General features: G+C 56.7%; 10 protein-coding genes. All 10 read right to left on the reverse strand.

Translation table 11 applies throughout. The annotated features are described in order from the left end of the window. A partial coding sequence (locus CPT76_RS30985; RefSeq protein WP_105445622.1) for an extracellular solute-binding protein occupies positions 1–2,849 on the reverse strand: 2,849 nt, incomplete at its 3' end. After that, positions 2,846–3,724, reverse strand: a complete 879-nt coding sequence (locus CPT76_RS30990; RefSeq protein WP_105445623.1) for an ABC transporter ATP-binding protein — start codon at positions 3,722–3,724, stop codon at positions 2,846–2,848. The genes CPT76_RS30985 and CPT76_RS30990, both read right to left, overlap by 4 nt. A gap of 355 nt (positions 3,725–4,079) precedes the next feature. After that, a complete protein-coding gene (locus CPT76_RS40870) occupies positions 4,080–6,467 on the reverse strand; it encodes a sugar-binding protein (RefSeq protein WP_258169001.1) in 2,388 nt (795 codons plus the stop codon). 993 nt (positions 6,468–7,460) lie between these two features. After that, on the reverse strand, positions 7,461–8,162 hold the full coding sequence (locus CPT76_RS40875) for a glycoside hydrolase family 55 protein (RefSeq protein ID WP_258169002.1): 702 nt from the start codon (positions 8,160–8,162) through the stop codon (positions 7,461–7,463). Between the two features lie 472 nt (positions 8,163–8,634). After that, positions 8,635–9,495 carry an NAD-dependent epimerase/dehydratase family protein gene (locus CPT76_RS31005; protein WP_105445625.1) on the reverse strand — a complete coding sequence of 287 codons (861 nt, stop codon included), beginning with the start codon at positions 9,493–9,495 and terminating at the stop codon, positions 8,635–8,637. 26 nt (positions 9,496–9,521) lie between these two features. Beyond that, on the reverse strand, positions 9,522–10,733 hold the full coding sequence (locus CPT76_RS31010; RefSeq protein ID WP_105445626.1) for an enolase C-terminal domain-like protein: 1,212 nt from the start codon (positions 10,731–10,733) through the stop codon (positions 9,522–9,524). Between the two features lie 30 nt (positions 10,734–10,763). Continuing rightward, positions 10,764–13,520 (reverse strand): alpha-mannosidase, encoded by a 2,757-nt coding sequence (locus tag CPT76_RS31015; protein ID WP_105445627.1) that lies wholly within the window; start codon positions 13,518–13,520, stop codon positions 10,764–10,766. A 65-nt stretch (positions 13,521–13,585) separates the two neighbouring features. Continuing rightward, positions 13,586–14,404, reverse strand: coding sequence for a carbohydrate ABC transporter permease (locus tag CPT76_RS31020; RefSeq protein WP_076172898.1), 819 nt, complete (start codon positions 14,402–14,404; stop codon positions 13,586–13,588). Positions 14,405–14,417: 13 nt separating this feature from the next. After that, a complete protein-coding gene (locus tag CPT76_RS31025; protein WP_105445628.1) occupies positions 14,418–15,311 on the reverse strand; it encodes a carbohydrate ABC transporter permease in 894 nt (297 codons plus the stop codon). Between the two features lie 88 nt (positions 15,312–15,399). Continuing rightward, positions 15,400–16,785: an ABC transporter substrate-binding protein gene (locus CPT76_RS31030; RefSeq protein WP_105445629.1), complete on the reverse strand. Its 1,386-nt coding sequence runs from the start codon at positions 16,783–16,785 to the stop codon at positions 15,400–15,402. Positions 16,786–17,015 lie beyond the last annotated feature (230 nt).

Genomic DNA, 17,015 nt, shown 5'->3' on the forward strand with positions numbered 1-17,015 from the left:
AGCGACAGGCTGGCCTCTTCCAGCGATTCGCTCGCCGGCACGCCGTCAAATACCGTCTTGTTCCAGGCGAAGTCCATTTCACGGGCCAGGAAGTAGTACCCTGGAACATTGGGCAGATTCGCCGCCCAGCGGGCCTGTTCCCGGATCGCTTTCAGGTCTTCGGACGGCCAGCTCAGCGACTTCATCGCCTCAACATTGGCCGTGTTCCAACGGTACTCGATGCCGTAGTACGACTCCATATCCCCGGCATACCTCGACTGGACATCCGCGGAAGTCCACCATTTCAGAAACTGCCAGGCCGCATCCTTCTTGTCGCTCTTCTTCATGATCATGGCCGTGGACAGGCCTTGCGGCGACCAGCGGGCCACTTGACCGTCCGGCTGCTTGATCCCCGGCAGGGGCGCGACTTTCCAGTGCCCAGTGATCTCAGGCGCAGCCACCTGCAGCTGCACGTACGTGTTGAAGTCGGATATGCCGATCGGGATATCCCCGTCACGGAAATGCTGGAAGAAAGCCGGTATGTCGATCGGCAGGTTGAATTTGGTGTACAGCTGCGTCCACTGCTTGAACGCCTTTTGCCCCGAATCGCTGAACAGGCTGGACTTCAGCCCGTCGGGCGTATACGGCGATGCGCCGTTTTCGAGAAAGAGGGTGGCGAAATCCGCCTTCGGAACATTCATCGTCATGCCGTTCTCCTGCAGCGTCGGCAGGATGTCAAACACGTCGTCCCAAGTGTCCGGCGCCTTCAAGCCCAGGCTCTCGAAAATATCCGAGCGGTAAAACAGCAGCTGGAAGTTCTGCACCTCCGGCAGGCCGTAAGTGCCGCCGTTGTAGGTCAGGGCTCTCGACGCGCCCGGAATGAACCGTTTCATGACATCGGCAAATCCCGGATAAGAGGACAGATCCTGAACGGCGTCCCGCATCGCATAATCGGCCGGTGTGGCCTCTGCCAGCCCGAGCGCCACGTCGGGCACGTCGCCGGCGGCATTGCCCAAAATCAGCATGTTGGGATTCGGCATAAGATTAATGTTGACCTGAATCCCCGTTTTCGGCGTGAAATCCTGGCTCACCAGCTCCCGCAGCTCATCAACGTAATCGCGGCCGCGGCCGACCCAGATCTCCAGCGCCCCGTCCTTCTTCTCCCCGTCCAGGTCGTAATCCATCGTAAAGGAGCGGGCGAAGTCGGCGATGGAATACGGAATTCGGGAAAGCGCCGTAGGTTCCCTGAGGCCGGTTTGGGCATCCGGCGTCCGTACCACGAAATAATCGAGCATCAACGGCTGCTGGGTCAGCGTAGACATCCATGTGCCGATGTTGGCCTGGATCGTGGAGAAATCGTTCACCTTGTTCGGAACGTTGTTGACGTCGGACGCCATCTCTTCCAGCATGCTCACCGCTGAAGCGATCGCTTGCGACAGGTCGGAGCTGCCTTCATTGACGCGGTTGATGTAGTCCCGGATCAGCTTCAGGCGGTCGATCAAAGATTGAAGCGTTTTGCCCGCATTGGGATCGTATTTATTCATGTCCCAGGTGCGGCTGGCATCCAGGTTGGCATCCGAGGCGCTTTTGCTGTAATTGCCGGTGATGAGCCTGATATGGCGGTCGAAATCCGATATTTGCTTAAGGGTATCCTTCAACGCGATCAGGATCGGCTGCATCGTGCTTGAATCGGCCGTCATTCGCATCGTGTGGGTCCCTTTGTTCAGATAAAATTGATAGGGCCTGCCTTCCGCATCCGATATCGCCGAGATTTCGAATTCCTTGTGATACGCCAGGCCGTAATGAAGCAGTTCCTCGAAGGGGACCTTTCCGTCGATTTCGATCGTCCGATACGCTTTAAAACCCGATCTGTAGTTCTGGAAGTTTTTCAGATCGATGACGTACCAGCCGTCGGCAGGAACCTCAAAGCTCCACTCCACCCACTCGCCCGGCTGCTTCCAACGGTTCCCTCCGAGCACGTTATAGGTGATACGGCCCTTGGGATCCGGTGAAATGTACGGCTCCGACCAGCGGTCCGTCTGAATGGACAGGCTCGACTTGCGCTGGAACTGCTCGGCTTCCGTCTGCTTGAACCAGCTCTCTTGGACCTTCATCGCAGGCTGCTGCTTGACATATTCCGCATAGGCCGGGATCGGCTGCTGGGTCCGGAAATAAATGTCCCGGATCGCGACAGCCCCCCTCTCTCCGGTCAACCTGAGCGTGTGCTGCCCGGGCTCAAGCTGGTATAGAAGCGGCCGGGACGAAGCCGAATAATCGCTTGCCGCTTTGTCCGTCCATTCGGGGAGTTCAATCTGCTGGGGTCGGACCTGCATCCCGATTTCGTTGACTTCGTACGGATATTTCGCGTCCTTCCACATCCGTTCCAGCTCGATGCGCTCCGATTCCGCGAAGGGGTACTTTCCGTCGATCATGGCCCCGCGGATCACGGAGCTTCCGCTGCCCGGCAGCGCCTTATAGTCCAAATGGAGCTCATACCAGCCAGCCTCGGGGATCGTAAAGGCCCACTCAACCCAGCCGGATTCATTGCTCCAGCTCAGCATGCTTCGACCGCTCTCGGCCTCCTTGGCCAGGTCCGCATCGGTGGATGCCGCCTTGTAATTGACCGGATCGAGCCGAATGGCCGTTTCTTCCGCAATGGCATATTCGCCTTCCGCCCCCTTCATGTGCTGGGCGTAAGGGAGCTCGCCTTCCTCGCTTGCCAGATCAAGCAGATCGGCGGCGGTAGCGCTGGTGGAGTAAACCACAGGCTCATCGGCCGACAGCCAGCGGACGAGTCCGAACAGAAGTGCGGCAACGATCAGCAGTCTCAGAGAAATGCGTGCGAAACGGGGCAAGGTACGTTTCTTCATGCCTCACCTCTCCCCACCAATTCCTCTGTACTCTCATCGAAAAAGTGGATCTTGTGCATCTGCAAGCCTACAGAGACCACGTCCCCGGCTGCGTACGTCTGTTCAGGATCGGTACGGGCGATCATTTGATAAGAACCGATTTGCACGTAAACATAGGAATCCGCGCCGGTGGCTTCCGTCATTTGCACAAGCCCGGTAATGAAGCCGGCTTCCTCCGAGCTGCCGCGCTTCAGGATGACGTGTTCCGGCCGCACGCCCAAGATGACGCTCCGGACGGTTTTCGGGGCCCGCTCAAAATTTCTGCCAGTTGGCTCAGGCAGGAGCAGCCTCATCCGTTTGTTGGAAAAATAGTAATCTCCGTCGTTTTTCTCGATAGTACCGTTCAAAAAGTTCATCTGAGGCGAACCGATGAATCCGGCGACAAACACATTGGCCGGTTCGTCGTACAATGCGCGCGGGGCGGCTACCTGCTGAATGACCCCGTCCTTCATCACCACGATGCGGGTGCCCATCGTCATCGCTTCGACCTGGTCGTGGGTGACATACACTGTCGTCCGCTTCAGGTCGCTCTGCAGCTTGATCAGCTCGGCCCGGGTCTGCGCGCGCAGCTTGGCATCAAGATTGGACAGCGGTTCGTCCATCAGAAACACCTGAGGCTCACGGGCGATCGCCCTGCCGAGCGCAACCCGCTGCTTCTGGCCGCCGGACAGCTGACTCGGCTTGCGGTCCAGCAGATGGGCGATCTCCAGGATGGACGCCACCCGCTTCACGCGTACATCGATCTCATGCTTCGCCGTCTTGCGGAGCTTTAGGCCAAGGGCGATATTTTCATAAACGGACAGATTGGGATACAGGGCATAATTCTGAAAAACCATCGCGATGTCGCGATCCTTGGGGGAGACATAATTGGTTCACGGCGGGGCGGGATTCGCCCTTGTACCGTTTGAATACATGATTAAATGTGATGCTTCCCACCGTTCTCACCTCACGCTATCTAACTGCCGTTTCTTCTTTAATGGTAGTGCATTCATCACAGGGCCAAAATGAGGCGGAATTAATGTTTGCAGTCCATTTTTAACGTGTCCTGCGTTTAGAGTGCGGCTTGCCCCGAAATTGCTGAATACCGAAATCGCCACAATCACCCAAGACGCAAAAAAAAGCCTGCGCACGATCGCTCGAAAGCGATACTGTGCACAGGCATGTCATGCTGGCCTGCCTTATGGCAGCAGATTATACAAGCGGTACGCCAGAACCGGAATTTCCTTTTCCATTCGATCCCGGTCCTCCCGAATGCCCCTCTCCGCCCGGAACTGTCCCAAGCTTCGAACCAATGGCAGCGAGCCGGGCCTGCAAGGATTTCTTCAGTCCGCTATCCGGCAGGAGAAGCACGAAATTGGCAGCAGCATCGACGGTGCTGACCTCTTTCTTTTGCATGGCCAACTTCACGCTGGCTTGGGCGGATTTCTCCAGCAGCTTCACATAATCGTTCTGGAGGAGGTACAAATTGCCGAATAATCCGGCATCCTTGCTCGCACCGATACCTCCGTTAAACTCCATGAATCCGGACCGTCCATCCCCGTCATTTTCGTTGACGAGCAGCGCAAGCCCTATCGGTTTATCGGGATGGAAGTTGTACCCGGCGCCGTGAAGCGCCTGAAACGGAAGGGTCAGCTCATAATGCGTCACCTTGGCCGTTTCGTCGCGGGTAACGACCGCCTGAATGGATTCCAGCGGGCCCGGCGTTACCCCATCCGGAGCACGCCATCTCCATTTCTGCACGCTGCCGTCCTCGTTCAGCGCAAACCCGAGCTCGTTCACCTGGCGGCTAGCCGCGCCATCTTCCTTCGCCAGGTCGATACCGACCTGCAGGCTGTCGCCCTGCCATATATCGCCGTTGGTAAACGTCTGGCTGTGGACATTGTCCTTGACGTCCACGTTGACGTATAAATGGGCTTCATCCCAGTTGACCTTGGAGGTGAGCCCGAGATCATCGGCGCCTTCCCAGCTTCCGCCGACGCTGTAGTAATGCTCCGGACCGGACACTTCAATGGTTGGCGTGTGGTCCGCTGCCCCGCTCCGCGATGCGAAGGACTGGGACAGCTTGACTGAAGTTTCATAACGTTCCCCGTTATCCAGCGCAACCCTGAACTTCAGGGAATCAGCTGATAAATAAGGGATGGCCACGCTGCGGGTTTCCCCCTGCTTCAGATTCTCAAAACGGATCGGCTTCAGCGCTTCCTTATACATGCCTAGACTGACCCATTCGATTTGTCCCTTCAGCGTTCCGTCTCCGGCCGCATTGGTTATCGACAGCACCGTTCCTGTATCTTCCGGGTGTGAAGGATCGAAGGGCGCCTTCTCTAACTTCAGCGTCACAGGATAGAGATTGCTTCCCGACACTTTGCCCGGCGCATCGTTCTGAATTTGAAGCCCCCCGCTGGCCAGGTTGTTGGATACGACCATCTTGTCGATGCCCGGCCCGGCATACACATGGGTCGTTTGGGACTGCTGGAAATAGGAATCGTACAGTCCGATGTCACCGCCGACGGCGTTAATGCCGATGTCGCCGACTTTGGTGAAGTTGGCCTGCTGAATCCGCACGGTGCCCCCAAAGATGTCGAAGGAACGGTTCGTATCGCCCCACATCGAAGAATTGAAAAACACCGCTTTGGAGCTGAAGTCTTTGCCGACCTCAACGTAGACTTTGTCGGTCGTGCTGATCGAGACCAGCTCCGTGTTGATGAACTGGAGTCCCGCCTTATCCGCGCCTTCCAGCACGGCTCCTTTTTTGCTTCCGTCCGTGCCGTGGCCGATCACGACGGCTTCAGGGCCTTGCCCGTCCTGTCCTTCGAAATGGATGCCGAACTTCGAACCGAAGACGAATGTGTTAAAAATGGTCTCCTGCTTCACGTTGCCGATACGGAAAGCATCCAGATGGTCCTTCTGGTAATTCCAGACCATGTCGGAGTCCGCGCCGGTGGATGGATGGTTCGGGTAATTGCTGCGCCCGTAATAATGCGGATTGAACTGGACGTTCCGCAAGTATCCGCCCTGCGCACCTCCGCCCAGGTAAATCCCTTCCTTCAGCGGGGAACCTGCCACGTAATCGATGTAATGCCCGCTCGTATCGTATGTTCCAAAATCGACGGCCTGGTATGGATTGACCAGCGTCGTATCAATAAGGTAAACGTCCTTCCCTTGGCCTTGAACGGTCCATGGGTAAGGCTTGACCGGATTCGTTTCGGTCCAGGTTTGATGGTCGTAATATACGGATATCCCGCGGAGGCCTGCCGACGCTTTTAACTGGATCAATGCCGGGGCGTCCGCTTCATTTTCCCCGTAGTTCGTAAAAATGACCGTGCCGCCGCCAATCGTATGATGCGGAACATCAAAGTTGCCGCGCAATTCTACGCCTGTCGGCACGACCAGCGGCTGCTCGACCCGGTAAATCCCGGCCGGCATATACACCGTGCCGCCGCCAGCATCACCGGCATCGCTTAGAGCCTGCTGGATCGCCTGGGAGGCATCCTCATTCCCGGTCGGATCAGCGGAGTACGGTGCATTCACCACATTAAACAATCCGCTCGTCGCCGGCTTGGGACGTGCGGCGATATCCACGGAGGGCACCTCAGGAAGGCGGTCCAGGACATACTTGTCGTCTTGGCGGATATTCAGGTCCGTCGACTGGCTGTGATTGGTTACGGACAGCTTGCCGTCATATCCCGAGTTGATGGAATTTACCGTTCCGACATTCCCTTCAAGCAGGAGATGGCGATCGGGTTTGGCGAAGCTGGAAGCCCCTAGTATCAGCGATCCGCCTCGTGCGATGATCGCATAGTCTTCACTGCTTCCCCCCAGTTTGCGAACGTGCTGTTTTCGAAGGATAGGGTGCCGCTGCCTTCGTTCAGAACCGCCTGATCGGGGTGCCCGCCTACCGTAACGCCGTTAAACTGAACAATGGAATTGAAGCCCTGCGTCGCGTAAATGGCAATCGGATGCTGCCCGGCTCCGGCTTCAAACCGGCTGTCCGAAATGAGCAGGCCGTAATTGTTAACGCCCTCAATCTTGAGCGCGACATGGCAATCCTCGACCTGGATCTTGTACAGCTGCGCATTGGCCGATTCAAGACTGCCGGTTCTCGTCGTCATCCGCATGCCCGTCTCATATCCGGAAATATGGATGTCCGACATGTATTCCCAATCGGAGCGGCCCATCACAATGCCCTCGGCATGGCCCGTCATGTAATCATGCAGTTCGCCGCGTTCGGGCGATCCCGTTAGGCCCGAGCCGGACCAGAGATCCGGGGACAAATGAATCCCCTCCAGCCGTCCGATATCCGTCGTATAATCGAGGAAAATGCCTGTCTTCAGCGTGGTACCATAGAGATTTTTGACGTAATGCAGCTCGTTCCAGTCCGGTCCGATCTTGATCCCCTGGTAAGCATTGACCAGCGTGACATTCTTGACGGTCGCACTGTCGCCGGGAAGCTGTTCGATCGTCCACGGATATGGAGACGGATCGGATGCGTTTTGTTCCGGATACCAGATGGACAGGTTCGTCACGCCGCTGGAAGGCTGCAGCTTGATGAAGCTCGTGCCTGCCTCCTGTCCCTTACCGGCATAGACAGCAAGAACGGTGCCCAGAACCTTGCCGCCCTGCGCTTCCGGATTCGCCCAATCGCCGCGGAGCGTGACTCCTGTCGGGACGACAAGCTCGCTTGTCAGCCTGTACGTTCCTGAAGGCACGAACACGACGCCCCACTTGGCTTCCCGCATCGGCCAGCGCTTCCTGGAAGGCGCGGGTGTCATCCGCGCTCCCATCCCCTTTGGCGCCATAATCCGTCACACTGCGGTCGGCAATGACGATATCGTCCGTCGGATATACCGTGTCATAGACCTTGGTTTCGTGGGTCCCCGACGGTTCACGGATCTGCTTCGTCACGGTCACCTTCGCCAAATACAGCTCGGGATTCTGCGCCTTCGCTCCGGCGCCGGTGACGCCGATCCGGAAATCCGCACCGTTTGTGCGGTTCTCAAAGCGCGCGTCGCTCAGCTTGAAGGTATGCGTCTTCCAGGTCCCCGAATTTTCGTACGAAAACAGCGGGGCGTCCTTAAAAGCGGACTGCTTGGAATCATACTGAAGCACCATATCCCCATTGCCTTGGTCATAATATTCGGCCGTTACCAAAACGTCCTGGTCGCTAAGATCTCCCGCAAAGTCGTCATCCACATTGAAATAAAAGTAGAGAATGTTCTGTGCCGGATCATTCGGATTTACCGCTTGATTGGTCTTCCAGTACGTTTTACCGTCCATTTCGCCAACCTGCAGGCCTTCCTCCGGACCGTCCCCCGGACGGGCGGTTACGCCTTGTCCTTCCGGCGTTTCCCCGAGCGTAATGTATACGGAATCGGTAACCGTTACCGGGGCGGATGGCGGAAGCTGGCTGCCGCCATCTGCATCCTCGCCATCGGCGGCGGCTCTAAGTGGAGCCGGGGGCCATCCAGAATAAGGAGACGACCATCACGATGACGGTCATTTGCGCGATAAAGCGCCTAAAGCTCAATCGATTGTTCACGATTATTCCTCCCCTGCTTGATTTGCTTATCAAGCTGCACGAAAGCAACGCTGCTTCGCTGCGGGATCATGATTGTATTCGCTTTCAATTTTGCAGCAAAAAAACTATCGGCAATACATCCGAGCTTGTCCTGTATCCAATTTAGCTTGCGGCACCTCCCCCTTTCAGCAGGCGGCTTGCTTCATCTATGAACCTTAAGGAAAACCGGCCTTAACGGCCAGCGTTCCTCCAGGAATGAGCAGGCTCCCAGTTCAGGACCGACTTCGCCCGGGCGTTGGACACGAGCGCCGTCAACTTACCTGGGTCCTTGCCTGGAAAAGGCACCTGCGGATAATACTTGGCAGCCAGCTCACTGACGCTTGCATCGCTCAGCAAGTCGCTGGAGGTGATGTTCAGGCGGCATGCTTCCGCCTGTCCTTGCACGGGTGCTTCCAGCGCAAGCCGGCAGGCTGAAGCGGCGTCGCGCGCGTCGACATAGCTCCATAGAATGCGGTGATGTCTGGCGGTATCGCTGAAGGCCGCGATCTCCCGATCGTATTCATTCGGCGCCAGAATCAAAGAGAAGCGGAGGGCATAGATCTCCATGCCGGTACGGCGGGCAAACATGTCGCCCGTCTGTTCGTTCACCTGCTTGGACAGACCGTAGCTTTCCTGCGGCAGCAGCACATGCTCCTCGTCAACGGGGAGCGTATGCGGCGGAAAGGGATGCTTCGCCCAGCAGAATCCATAGGCCGATTCGCTCGATCCGAATACGACGCGCTGGATGCCGAGCTTCGAAGAAGCCTCCAGGATGTTGTATGTCGCCATGACATTGTTGGCGAAGATCCGCTCCGGCGAAAAGTTGATAGGATTCGGCACGGCAGCCAGGTGAACCACCGCATCCGACTCCGCCAGAATACCGTATACTTCGCCAAGCTGGGTCAAGTCCCCCTGGACATAACGGGCATAACGGTTTCTCCCGCTTGCCGGGCGGGCATCCGTTCCAATGACCCGGTATCCTGCATGGTTAAGCTCTTGAACGACGTAGTGGCCCAGTTTTCCTTCCGAGCCGGTCACGACGATTTGTTTCATGATCTTTTCCTCCTTCCAGCCGGACCTTACGGACGAATCAGCGTTCCATCCGGCTTGCGGTCCAGCTTGTATGGGTGATGGTATGCTGCCAGGGAACCCTGATCCTTTACCAGAGCTCCCGCCTTATGCTCGTCGATATCGATGCCAAGCCCCGGCTTATCGTTCAGCTTTAAATGCCCGTGTTCCAAAACCGCGTGGCCCGGGAAGGCCTCCTTCTCCTCGCTGCGGAAATGGTTGATCTCCTGTACGCCAAAGCTCATGATCGCCATGTCCAGATGCGCGGCCGCGATTTGGTTGACCGGGTCGTTCTCCCCACCTTCCTGCCACGCGGTGCGAACGCCGAAAGCTTCGCAGACGGCGGCAATTTTGCGGCATGGGGTAATGCCGCCGGCCTTGGAGACACGCATCCGGACAAAGTCGATCAAGCGCTCCTGCACCAGCGGGAGCCACTCCTGCGGGTGAACAAACAATTCGCCGACGGCCTGTGGCGTGGTGCTCGTTTCTTTGACCCGCCGGTACCATCCCGTATGCTCCGATTGCAGCAAGTCTTCCACGAAGAACAGGCGGTACGGATCCAGCGCTCTCGATAAGCTGACGGCGCCGGAAGGCGTCAGATGCTCGTGAACGTCATGCGTAAAGCCCAGGCTCATGCCGAACCGTACACGCAGCTTCTCGAACATGTCCGGGATCGCCGTGATGTAGCTGGCTTCATCGAATACACTGGCAGGAGGGAATTTCGATACGCCCTGCGGTGTGACGAATCCGCCTCCGCCGTAGCCCCCAAGCTGGCAGCGGATCACGCCGAAGCCCTGCTCCTGAAAGGCATGCACCTCTTCCTCCAGCTGCTCGTAGGTGGCACCGTTAGCATGCGCATAACAAGAAACGGCCGAACGGACCGCGCCGCCCAGAAGCTGGTACACGGGCATCCCCGCTTCCTTCCCCTTGATGTCCCACAGCGCCATGTCGATACCGCCCATGGCGGTATGGAGCGTAGAGCCATTGCGCCAATAACCGCTCGTATACATCGTCTGCCACAGATCTTCGATCTGGCCGGCATCCCGTCCGATAAGCACCGGTGCCAGCAGTTCCTCAATGACTCTGACCACGGCTCCCGGCTGGTAAATATCGCTGGCCGAGCCGATGCCGTACAATCCGTCCTGGTCCGTCATGACTTTGACGATGACCCAGCTTCCATCATGTCTCGTTCGAATGCAGCGTACTGCCGTTATTTTGGCCATACCGCTTTCCCCTCCCCAGAATGGACTATATTATCGCAGAGCCGGACGAATGCCAACCGTCTGAATTTTTGCCGGTCCCAGCTCTGCCGTATACCCGCTTTGCTCGTTTCTTCCCATCTCTTCCCCGCGCTGTTCAATGATGGTGCTCTCATAGACGCCGTTCACTTGGAATGAAGGCGTGACCGACAGGGTAGAAGGCGCAGCTGATGAAACGTTAAATACCCGGAACATCAGATCCTCGTTCTCCTCGCCCAACTTGAGTGCGCTGAAGGCAAGACGGTCGCCCTCCCATTCGAGGAACGTATGATTCGCCGGCAGCTTGCCGCCGTGGACTCCCGTCTGATGAACCGTCCATGGAACCGGGAATTGATAAGCCTCGATAAATGCGCCCGATTCAACCACATCGGCATCATGGGAAATCAGCTCCATTTCCAGGACATGCGTTCCCAGGCACTGCGCTTCGGGCGTCGAGAATACGCCCCAATCCCCAAGCTCTCTGACGCCGCGCACGAGCGTGACCGCCATCGTGTTATGCGCGGGCAGCACTTCGTATTCGTTCAGTCCCTGATTCGCGACGGTAAGGCCCGCGATGCCGTCGCTCAAGCTGATGAACGCGTTCTGATGCTGGGCGTTGCTCGGATTGCTCCACGCGGCTTCAGGCTGAATCGGGCGCCGCGCCACTTCATAAATGGAGTCCGCCATCACATGAGCCGCCGCCAGTCCGGTCTTGAACAGCATACGGATGCGGTGGTCCTTCACCGTGTTGTCGATCATGCTCCGGATGCCGACGCAGCGGCTATCCTTGCCCAGGGTGAGCTCCGTGACGATCTTCACCCCGGCCGTCTCGCTAACGCGGCGGGATTTGCGGTACCGGAAAGGGACCATGGAGCGAATCTCTTCGTCCAGCAGCGCATCCGCTCCAAGCGGCAGGTTCCAGACGTGCTCGATCCGGTATACGGCGGCCAGCGGCGTATGCTTCACCAGCCGGATACCCGCCGAAAGGCCCTCCGTCGTCAGCGGCGCTTCTCCATCCGGCTGCCGGTACATGTATTCGTTCCCGATGTCGCCCGTGTCCTCGTAAATGCCAAGCCCTTCATACTTCCGGCCGTTCACTTTATCCAACAGCGTAAAGGAGCCGTCTTCCGCGATCTCCACCCGAAGATAACGGTTCTCCATCGCGTTGCCGCCTGCGTTCACGCCGCCTGCAGCAGGCGAAACGGACTCGGCTTTGGCCAGGGAATCCTTGCGGACAAGGGCGTAGGACCGATAACCGATCCCTGGAACGTCCTTGACATAGAGCTCCACATCCACCTGAAAAGCCCAATAAGGCTGACGGAATCGGTCATCCGGGAGGTCATAGCCGAATACCGGGCCGAGTGGCTCGATGTTAGCCTCAATGGGCTTGCCTCCTTCGTCCGTTACGATCCATTCCTCCGGATCAAAAGCCTGGTACTCTTCTTTGAACGCTTCGTATTTCTCGTTCGGAGCCTGATGATCGAAATAGCGGCGCTCTATGTCCACCGTCGTGCGAACCACGCCGGAACGGGAATGGCCCGACGTGTTAAAGACGACGAAAGGCCGCGCCGATTCCGGGTCAAAGCCGGAGGTGTCCACGGCAGCAGCTACCGCCGCGGCGCTGTCCGCAGCGATCGACTCCGCCACCTGCTGCGACTTGGCGAAGCGCGTCATCATCTCGCGGTGCACCTCGTCAACGCTGCAGCCGCAAATGCTGTCATGCGGATGGTTTTGCAGCAGCGTCTTCCACGCATACAGCAGTTCGTGCCGCGGATAGGCCGTACCGGTCAAATGGGCCATGACGGCGAGCGGCTCGGCCACCTTTTCCAGCAAGGTCTGGCTCCGCACGTTTTGCTGTTTGATGTACACCCGGGCCGACGCGGTATTGACGAGCGTGATCCACCCGTCCGTCCACTGGCTTCGGAGCTCGCCGCGCACGACATCGAGGGCATCCGGGTTCGCCTGACGAAGCGCTTCAATATACTCGGGGAAGCTGGAATGGCGGAACTCCACGTCCGGTAGCATCTCGGCGGCGGTGCGCAGCGCCCTGGACAGATCCTTCTGCAGCGGCTGGTGGTCGCAGCCGTTCATGAAGAGCAGCTCCGGTCCCGAGGCGAATGCTTCGGCGGCTGCCAGCTTTTCCGCCCAATACGCCTTCGCGGCTTCAGGGTCCGTCGGAATCTCCATTCCATTGTTGTACCAGTTGGCGAACAGGATCGCCAAAACCCGGGAGCCGTCGGGAGATTCCCAGTACATCTCGGAGTATTTTGACGTATGTTCGTTACCGGACTGGACCTCGTTGTTAAAGCCCACCGGCTTGACGCCGCGCCCGTATACGGCCACATCGATGCCCGCCTGGCGAATAAGCTGGGGTGCCTGCCCCATATTGCCGAAGGAGTCGGGAAAATAACCGATTTTCGCATATCCCCCCATCTTTTTCGAAAGGAGGATCCCGATCAGCAGGTTGCGCGCATTCGCTTCGCTGCTGACCAGAAATTCATCCTGAAGAATGTACCAGGGGCCGACGATCAGCTTCCCCTGTTCGACCAGCGAACGCACTTGTTCCGCCCGGTGCGGCATCATCTGCAAATAATCCTCCAGGACGATATATTGGCCGTCCAAATGAAAGCTGGCAAACTCCGGGTCCCGCTCGAAGGCCTCGATCAAATCCTCCATCAGGCGGACCAGCTTCAGCCGGTGTTTTTCGTATGGCAAATACCACTCTCTATCCCAATGCGAATGCGCAATAATATGCGCTGTTTTTATGGTCATCTCTTTCATCCCATTCTTGTATGTTTTCTAGTGCGCTAACGAGGGTACGGCATGAATGATGCGTTTTACATTTTGACCGAACCGACGGTCATGCCTTTAACGTACATCTTTTGCATAAACGGAAACGCGATCAGGATCGGTATGACGGTGATCAGCGCTCCGGCCATCAGCTCGTTCCATTTTTTAAATGAGGAGGAATCCAGGTACATCAGCCCCATCGGCAGCGTGAACATCTCCTGCTTGTCGACGATAATCATCGGCCACAGAATGTTGTTCCAGCTTCCTATAAAGTTCAGGATGGCAATCGTTCCGATCGCCGGCAGGGCCAGCGGCAGATAGACACGCCAGTAGATCTTGAAGTTGCCGCAGCCGTCCAGAACGGCGCACTCGTACAGCTCATGCGATATGGTCCGGAAATAGCTCGTAAACAGGAAAATGGCAAACGGCGCAGCCCCGTTAATCATCGGCAGGATCATCCCGACGTATGTGTTCTGCAGGCCGAGATTCGTCATGTTGATATACAGCGGAATGAGCGTCGTCACGCCAGGAACGAGCAGCAGCGCGATGAACGTGTAATACACGAATTTTTTGCCTCTAAATCTGAACTTGGCGAACGAATACGCCATCATCGTATAAATCAGAACGACTCCAATAATGACGATGATACTGACGACCACACTGTTGACGAAAAAGCGGTAAAAGTTCAGCTTGTTCCACACTTCTGCAAACGTAGACCACTCAGGCGCCCCTTTGGGGAGGGGGGACTGCGGATTGGCCAGTGCATCCTGGGATGTTTTCAAAGAGGTGCCGATCATCCACAAGAAAGGATACACGCAGGTCAGCCCGTATAAAACCAGAATGATGTGCTTGATAGTCTTGACCATCTCGGGTCCTCCTCTAAATGTCGACTTTGAACGACCGGATACTGAACATGGCAATGGCTCCGGTAATCAGGAAGGATATCCATCCGATCGCGCTGGCCAGTCCGTAATCGTTATTCAGGAACGCCGTCCGGTATACGAGCGTCCCGATGACCTCCGAGCTGCCCGAGGGTCCGCCACCGGTCATGATGAACACGTTCTCGAACGCCTGGAACGCGCCGTTGACCATCTGGATGACCGCGATCAGCGTAATTGGCTTCAGAAGCGGCCATGTGATTTTCGTGATCATCGTCAGCTTGCTGGCTCCGTCAACGTTCGCGGCCTCATACAAGGTAGGATCGATCGAGGTTAATCCGGCATAATACAGAATCAGCGTGCCCGGAAGGCCGCCCCATATCGAGGTAATGATGATGCCGATCAGCGATGTGGACGAGCTCCCCAGCATTCCCCCGGGTACGGTCACAAAGTCGAGTCCGATCGCATGAAACAGGGAATTAAAAGCGCCGGTAGGCTCAAACAGTCCTTTCCATACATAAAAAATCGCCACGCCCGATGCGATCATCGGCAGGAAGTACACCGTGCGGTACAGCGACGCCATCTTCGTATTCTGCAGAACGAATGCCAGCACGATCGCGATGGGGATGACGATAACGACCTGGGCTGCACCGATCAGGACGTTATGCAGCAGTGAGTTGTAAAAGTTCTGAGTGACGATCGGGTCATCCCCGAGCAGAAACTGCCTGAAGTTAGCAAGGCCTTCGAAGCGGGCCGTCGAAAAGTCGATCCCCGACCAGTTATAAAAACTGAGCAGGATCGAGAAGCCGACCGAATAGACGCCAACGGCGAGAAACAGGAGAACACCCGGCAGCAAAAACAGATACGGTACCCATTTATTTCTAGTTGTTATCATCTTCCATCACCTTTGGATTTGGATTAAGCAAGCAGCGGAAAGGCGCGTGTCCCTGCCGCCGTTTGCATCATACAGCCAGAGCCGGTTATCAGTTGCCGCTGGCCTGCAGGCTCTTCATCGTATCGTCGAATTTTTTCGCAGCCTGTTCGGCCGTCATTTTCTTTTCGATCATGGATTGGATGGACTGGGCATACACTTCCCACTCCTTGTTCTTGCCCCGGTAAGCGTTGATAGCCGGCTGCGCTTCCGAATACGGTCCGGGCTCGGTGGCGAACGATTCAACGATCGCCTTCAGGTTCGGATCGAGATCTTTGGCACGGTCGCCCAAATTCAGGGCCGGAACCGTATAGGCCGCATTCGCGAACGCAACGGCCGCATCCGGATCCGTGGTCATATACTTGATAAAATCAAGCGCGGCATCCTTGTTCTTCGAATCTTTATTCACGGACAGCATCGTCAGCGTAAACGGATCTGTCGTCCAGGAAGTGATTTTCGAGCCGTCAATCGGCGGCACAGGGAACGTGACGATATCCTCCGGTTTCATGCCCATCGCGAGCAGCGTGGACATCGTGAACGAACCGCCAAGGTCAAATGCGGCTTTGCCCGCGGCGAACGCCTGGTCCGCGCCGTCGATATCCGTCGACAAAATGCCCGGCATCAGCAAGTCTTTGTCAGCGAGCGTCTGTACCGCCTGAACAACCGGCAGATGTTCCGGATCGCTCATTTTCGCTTTTCGTTCCAGCAGGTCAATATACGATTGAGGCCCGCCATACATGATCGCCAGCGCGGATCCGGCCCAGTTCTCCCACAGGTCGGACGTTTTGGCGCCAAAGACAAGCCCCGGCGTTCCCGTCTTGCTCTTGATCGTTTCCATCATCGTGACGAACTCTTCCCACGTTTTCGGAGCTTCGGCGGTAAGCCCCGCCTTCTCGATCAGCTGCTTGTTGCCGTAAAAGGTAAAGAATCCGCCGATATCGAGCGGCAGTCCGTAGAACTGCCCCGCCTTCAGCGACTTTTGTACGGTCGTGGCGTTTTTGTCCTTCTGCCAGGAATCGACTTGGCTCTGGGTCACCTTGATCGGATCCATGGCCGTACCGTAATACTTGCTCAGCACGTCGTCGCCGACTTCGCCCGACAGCTCAAGCACGGAGCCTTCGATAGAGTCGCCCGCTGTCGCCCACCAGTTGACGACGTCGGGGAGATTTTTCGAGTTGGCCGCCGCCTGAAACTTTTGTCTGTAAGTATCGTCAGGCGTAAAGGTCTCGACATCCACTTTCACTCCGGTCTTCTCCTCGTACAGCTTGGCTGCCGCTTCGATTCCCGGCGTGTAAGCGACCTTCCAGGTCCACATGGTCAAATGCTTGCTGCCTTCCGCGCTGCTGCCGCCCTCCTGCTTCTGTCCGCCTGAGCAAGCGCTTACAAACAAACAAAGAACGGACAGCATCGTTACCATCAAGGTTGCTCTTCTTTTCATGGGATAACCACCCTTTCGCTTAATCGGTTAATATCGGTTTTTATTTCTGAAGGATTCTACGGATTGCAATCCCTTTCAATATGGCGGATTTGGATACCACCCCCTTGTTAAAATATGACAAGTGCCAACCTTGCCCCGCATCGCTTCCAGCCTTCCTTCCACGATGCCTTCACGATGTTTGACTCAACTTATGATAACAATATAAACATCTTATTTTTTAATGTAAATGT

Source organism: Paenibacillus sp. AR247 (assembly GCF_002968895.1).
Lineage (GTDB): Bacteria > Bacillota > Bacilli > Paenibacillales > Paenibacillaceae > Paenibacillus_AQ > Paenibacillus_AQ favisporus.